At 71.1% G+C, this 5,452-nt stretch carries 5 protein-coding genes; 4 read left to right on the plus strand and 1 reads right to left on the minus strand.

Going from position 1 to position 5,452, the window contains the following annotated elements; genetic code table 11:
- Window positions 1-1,154 (plus strand): acyl-CoA synthetase (locus tag Q2100_RS24785; protein ID WP_302916189.1); only part of this gene is annotated, 1,154 nt, incomplete at its 5' end.
- On the plus strand, window positions 1,145-1,492 hold the full coding sequence (locus Q2100_RS24790; RefSeq protein ID WP_302916190.1) for a VOC family protein: 348 nt from the start codon (window positions 1,145-1,147) through the stop codon (window positions 1,490-1,492). The genes Q2100_RS24785 and Q2100_RS24790, both read left to right, overlap by 10 nt.
- A 12-nt stretch (window positions 1,493-1,504) precedes the next feature.
- Here the strand turns inward: Q2100_RS24790 and dapD are convergent, their stop codons facing one another.
- Window positions 1,505-2,449 (minus strand): 2,3,4,5-tetrahydropyridine-2,6-dicarboxylate N-succinyltransferase, encoded by a 945-nt coding sequence (dapD, locus tag Q2100_RS24795; RefSeq protein ID WP_302916191.1) that lies wholly within the window; start codon window positions 2,447-2,449, stop codon window positions 1,505-1,507.
- A 34-nt stretch (window positions 2,450-2,483) separates the two neighbouring features.
- Between dapD and dapE the strand changes: the two genes are divergently transcribed.
- Window positions 2,484-3,551: a succinyl-diaminopimelate desuccinylase gene (gene dapE, locus Q2100_RS24800; RefSeq protein ID WP_302916192.1), complete on the plus strand. Its 1,068-nt coding sequence runs from the start codon at window positions 2,484-2,486 to the stop codon at window positions 3,549-3,551.
- 159 nt (window positions 3,552-3,710) lie between these two features.
- On the plus strand, window positions 3,711-5,324 hold the full coding sequence (locus Q2100_RS24805) for an ABC-F family ATP-binding cassette domain-containing protein (protein ID WP_302916193.1): 1,614 nt from the start codon (window positions 3,711-3,713) through the stop codon (window positions 5,322-5,324).
- Window positions 5,325-5,452 lie beyond the last annotated feature (128 nt).

Raw genomic sequence — 5,452 nt, forward strand, 5'->3', positions numbered from 1 at the left:
AACGCCGCCACATCCTCACCGACTCGGGCGCCCAGGCCTGGCTCGGCACACCGCCCGCCGATGACGGCGGGCTGCCGGTGGTCCCGGTGCGGATGCACGCGCGGTCGTGGCACCGCTACGCCGAACCGCCGCCCGAGTCGCCGGCACTGATCATGTACACCTCCGGCACCACCGGCCCGCCGAAGGGCGTGGTGCTGAGCCGGCGGGCGGTGGCCGCCGACATCGACGCACTGGCCGCGGCATGGCAGTGGACCGCCGAGGACACGCTCGTGCACGGCCTGCCGCTGTTCCATGTGCACGGCCTGGTGCTGGGCCTGCTGGGCTCACTGCGGATCGGCAACCGGTTCGTGCACACCGGGCGGCCCAGCCCCGCCGGCTACGCCGAGGCGCGCGGATCGCTGTACTTCGGGGTGCCGACGGTGTGGTCGCGGATCGCGGCAGACGCCGACGCCGCACGGGCGCTGTCGTCGGCGCGGCTGCTGGTCTCCGGGAGCGCGCCGCTGCCGGTGCCGGTCTTCGAGCGGCTCGCCGAGCTCACCGGCCAGGCGCCGGTGGAGCGGTACGGCAGCACCGAGACGCTGATCACCGTGAGCACCACGGTCGACGGGGAACGCCGGGCCGGGTGGGTCGGGCTTCCGGTGTCCGGCGTCGGGACGCGGCTGGTCGACGAGGGCGGTGACGAGATCGCGCACGACGGCGAGACCATCGGCCGGCTGCTGGTGTCGAGCCCCACGATGTTCGACGGCTATCTGAACCTGCCCGACGCGACGGCCGCGGCGTTCGACGGCAACGGCTGGTTCCGCACCGGTGACGTCGCGGTGGTGGACGGGGGCGGCATGCACCGCATCGTCGGCCGGGAGTCGGTGGACCTGATCAAGTCCGGCGGCTACCGGGTGGGCGCCGGCGAGGTGGAGGCCGCACTGCTCGGGCATCCCGGCGTCGAGGAGGCCGCGGTCGTCGGTGTGCCCGACACCGACCTCGGGCAGCGGATCGTCGCCTACGTCGTCGGCTCGGCGGATCCGGACACCCTGATCGCCTACGTCGCCGATCAGCTCTCGGTGCACAAGCGGCCGCGTGAGGTCCGGCTGGTCGCCGAACTGCCGCGCAACGCGATGGGCAAGGTGCTCAAGAAGGAACTCGCACAGTGGGATTGAGGTTCACCGAGGTGTGCGTCGACGCGGCTGACCCCCGCGCACTCGGCGCGTGGTGGGCGCGGGTGCTCGGCTGGCCGCACGAGGTGGACGACGACGGCGACGTGCGGTTGCGCGCGCCGGACGGCGCGGGGCCGGACTGGCTGTTCCTCGCGGTGCCCGACGACAAGATCGTGAAGAACCGGATCCACTTCGACTTCACCCCGGCCGACCAGCAGGTCGAGGTCGACCGGCTGGTCGGACTCGGTGCGCGTCACGTCGACGTCGGGCAGGGCGACCGGAGCTGGGTGGTGCTGGCCGACCCCGAGGGCAACGAATTCTGCGTCCTCGCCGCCTCGTAGACGGGGCGGCGATCAGTTGGCGTGCAGCGCCTCGTTGAGCGTGATGCCGGTGCCGTCGCGCTTGACCACCTCGACCGCTCCGGACAGCGAATTGCGGCGGAACAGCAGGTTGTTCGCGCCCGAGAGGTCGCGCGCCTTGACGGTCTGCCCGTCGCCGGTCTGCACCTTGGTGCCTGCGGTGACGTAGAGGCCGGCCTCCACGACGCAGTCGTCGCCCAGCGAGATGCCCAGCCCGGCGTTGGCGCCGAGCAGGCACCGCTTGCCGACCGAGATGACGTTCTTCCCACCACCGGACAGGGTGCCCATGATCGACGCGCCACCGCCGACGTCCGACCCGTCGTCGACCACGACACCGGCGGAGATGCGGCCCTCGACCATCGAACTGCCGAGCGTTCCCGCGTTGAAGTTGACGAAGCCCTCGTGCATCACGGTGGTGCCCGTGGCCAGATGGGCGCCGAGCCGGACCCGGTCGGCATCGGCGATCCGCACGCCCGTCGGGACGACGTAGTCGACCATCCGCGGGAACTTGTCGATGCCGTAGACCGTCACCGGCCCGCGCCGGCGCAGCCGGGCCCGCACGGTCTCGAAGCCCGGCACGGCGCACGGACCGAAGTTCGTCCACACGACGTTGGCCAGCACGCCGAACACGCCGTCCATGTTCGCCTCGTGCGGCTTGATCAGCCGGTGCGACAGCAGGTGTAGCCGCAGGTAGGCGTCGTAGCCGTCGGCCGGCTTGTCGGCCAGCGAGTCGATCACCGTGCGCACGACGACGGTCTCGACGTCGCGCTCGTCGTCGCGGCCGGCCAGCACCGCAAGTTCCTCGGGCACCTCGGCCACCGACAGCCGCACCGTGCCCGGATCGCCGCCGATGTTCAGGTCCGGCGCCGGGAACCAGGTGTCGAGCACCGTCCCGTCGGCCGCCAGCGTCGCAAGGCCGATTCCCACAGCAGAAGTCACGGTGCCACAGGCTACTGGAATAGGGTCTACTGCTGTGGCCCTGGACCTGCACGACGACCCCGTCGCGCTGACCGCCGCGCTGGTCGACATCCCCAGCGAATCGCGGCACGAGCAGCGCATCGCCGACGAGATCGAGGCCGCCCTGCGCGCACAGACCCACGGGTTCGAGATCGTCCGCAACGGTGACGCGGTGCTGGCGCGGACCAATCTCGGCCGGTCCTCGCGGGTGCTGCTGGCGGGGCACATCGACACCGTGCCCGCGGTCGACAACGTGCCGAGCCGGATGGACGGCGACGAACTGCACGGCTGCGGCACGTCGGACATGAAGTCCGGAGACGCGGTTTTCCTGCACCTGGCCGCCACCATCGCCCAGCCCAGCCACGACCTGACGCTCGTCATGTACGACTGCGAGGAGATCGAGGCGAGCGCCAACGGCCTCGGCCGCATCGAGCGCGAGCTGCCGGACTGGCTGCAGGCCGACGTTGCGATACTCGGCGAGCCGTCCGGCGGCTACATCGAGGCGGGCTGCCAAGGCACGCTGCGGGTGGTGGTCAGCGCGACGGGCACCAGGGCGCATTCCGCGCGATCATGGCTCGGCGACAACGCGATCCACAAGCTCGGTGCGGTCCTCGACCGGTTGTCGGGATATGAGGCGCGCAGTGTCGACATCGACGGCTGCGTCTATCGCGAGGGGCTCTCGGCGGTGCGCATCGACGGCGGCGTCGCAGGCAACGTGATCCCGGACGCGGCGTCGGTCACGGCGAACTTCCGGTTCGCGCCGGATCGCAGCGTCGAACAGGCGCTCGCGCACGTGCACGAGATCCTCGACGGCCTCGACGTCCGGATCGACCAGACCGACGCCGCCCCCGGTGCGCTGCCCGGCCTCACCCAACCCGCGGCGGCCAAGCTGGTCGAGGCCGCCGGCGGGCAGGTGCGGGCCAAGTACGGGTGGACCGACGTGGCACGGTTCGCGGCGCTGGGCATCCCCGCGGTCAACTACGGGCCCGGCGATCCGAACCTCGCCCACCGCGCCGACGAACACGTGCAGATCGGCCGCATCACCGCGGCCACCGACATGCTGCGGGCATATTTAACCGCTTGACGGCGCTCCTAATGTGATCAGCGGACGAATGTTCCCGATCGAGGTGGGCTGAAGACATGTGGGGAGACGACGACATCTCCGGATGATCCGGAGAGATCGCAGTCATCCATCGTCCTCACCGCGGCACCGGTGTGTCCGCGGCCCCACGAAAGCCTCCTCATGTCTTCGATCATCGCCACCAATCTGTCCTTCGCCTGGCCCGACGGCTCGGTCCAGTTCGCTGATCTGTCCTTCGCTCTCGACGACGGCCGCACTGGCCTCGTCGCGCCCAACGGTGCGGGTAAGACCACCCTGCTCACATTGATCGCCGGCGAACAGGCGCCGACCTCCGGCGCGGTCACGGTCGACGGAGTGCTGGCCTACCTGCCGCAGGCGCTGCCGTTCGACGCCGGCCGGGGAGTCGCTGATGTGCTCGGAATCGCCGGCGTCGTCGACGCTTTGGCCGCCCTCGCCGCCGGCGACGCGGGCGAGGACGTCTTCACCGCGATCGGTGACGACTGGGACGTCGAGGAGCGCGCCCGCGCGCAACTCGACCGCCTCGGCCTCGAACACGTCACTCTCGACCGCACACTGGGCTCGCTGTCCGGTGGTGAGGTGGTCACCCTGGGTCTGGCCGCGCAACTACTGAAGCGGCCCGACGTGCTGCTGCTCGACGAGCCGACGAACAACCTGGACGCCGACGCCCGGCACGCGCTGTACGCCGCGCTCGACGACTTCACCGGGTGTCTGGTGGTGGTGAGTCATGACCGGGTGCTGCTCGACCGGATGGATCAGATCGCCGAACTGTACCGCGGCGAGATGCGGTTCTACGGCGGCGGCTTCACCGCTTACGAGGAGACCGTCGCGGCGGACCAGCGGCTCGCCGAGAGCAACCTGCGCAACGCCGGGCAGCAGCTCAAACGCGAGAAGCGGCAGATGCAGCAGGCCCGCGAACGCGCGGCCCGCCGGTCGGGCACCGCCGCGCGCAACGTCAAGGACGCCGGGTTGCCGAAGATCATCGCCGGTGCGATGAAGCGCAGGGCGCAGGAGTCGGCGGGCCGGGCCGACGACGTGCACGCCAAGCGCGTCGACGACGCACGCACCCGGCTCGACGACGCCGAGCGGGCGCTGCGCGACGACGATGCCATCGTGCTCGACCTGCCCGCCACGGCTGTGCCCGCCGGACGCACCGTGCTGACGGCAGAGGAGCTACAGGTGGTTCGTGACGGCCGGAAACTGTTCGGGGACAACGGCATCGGTTTGACCATCCAGGGGCCGGAACGGATCGCGCTGACCGGTCCGAACGGGGCGGGGAAGTCGACACTGCTGCGTCTGATCTCCGGCGACCTGCAGCCGGACGCCGGCAGTGTGCGGCGGGCCGACGGCCGGGTGGCCTACCTCTCGCAGCGACTGGACCTGCTCGACCCGCAGCGCTCGGTCGCCGAGAGCCTGGCCGAATCCGCGCCGAGCCTGCCGCACACCCGCCGGATGCATCTGTTGGCGCAGTTCCTCTTTCGCGGCGACCGCATCCATCTGCCGGTCGGCGCGCTGTCGGGCGGCGAGCGACTGCGCGCCACCCTCGCGTGTGTGCTGTTCGCCGAACCGGCGCCCCAGCTGCTCCTGCTCGACGAACCGACCAACAACCTCGACCTGGTGAGCATCGGGCAGCTGGAGGCGGCGCTCAACGCCTACCAGGGCGCGTTCGTGGTGGTGAGTCACGACGACCGCTTCCTCGACGAGATCGCGGTGCAGCGCCGGCTGCGGCTCGAGGGTGGTGCGCTGGTGGCTAGATGAGTGTCGTGTCCCCGACCGGGGGACGCGTGGGCGCGGGCCGCTCGTCCTCGGGCTTCTGCTCGGGCTCGGTCTGCTCGCCCGGCGGCGGGTCGTCCGCGTCGGCCTTCTCGTCGCCCGGCGGCCGGTCG

The organism is Mycolicibacterium arseniciresistens (genome assembly GCF_030519285.1).
GTDB lineage: Bacteria > Actinomycetota > Actinomycetes > Mycobacteriales > Mycobacteriaceae > Mycobacterium > Mycobacterium arseniciresistens.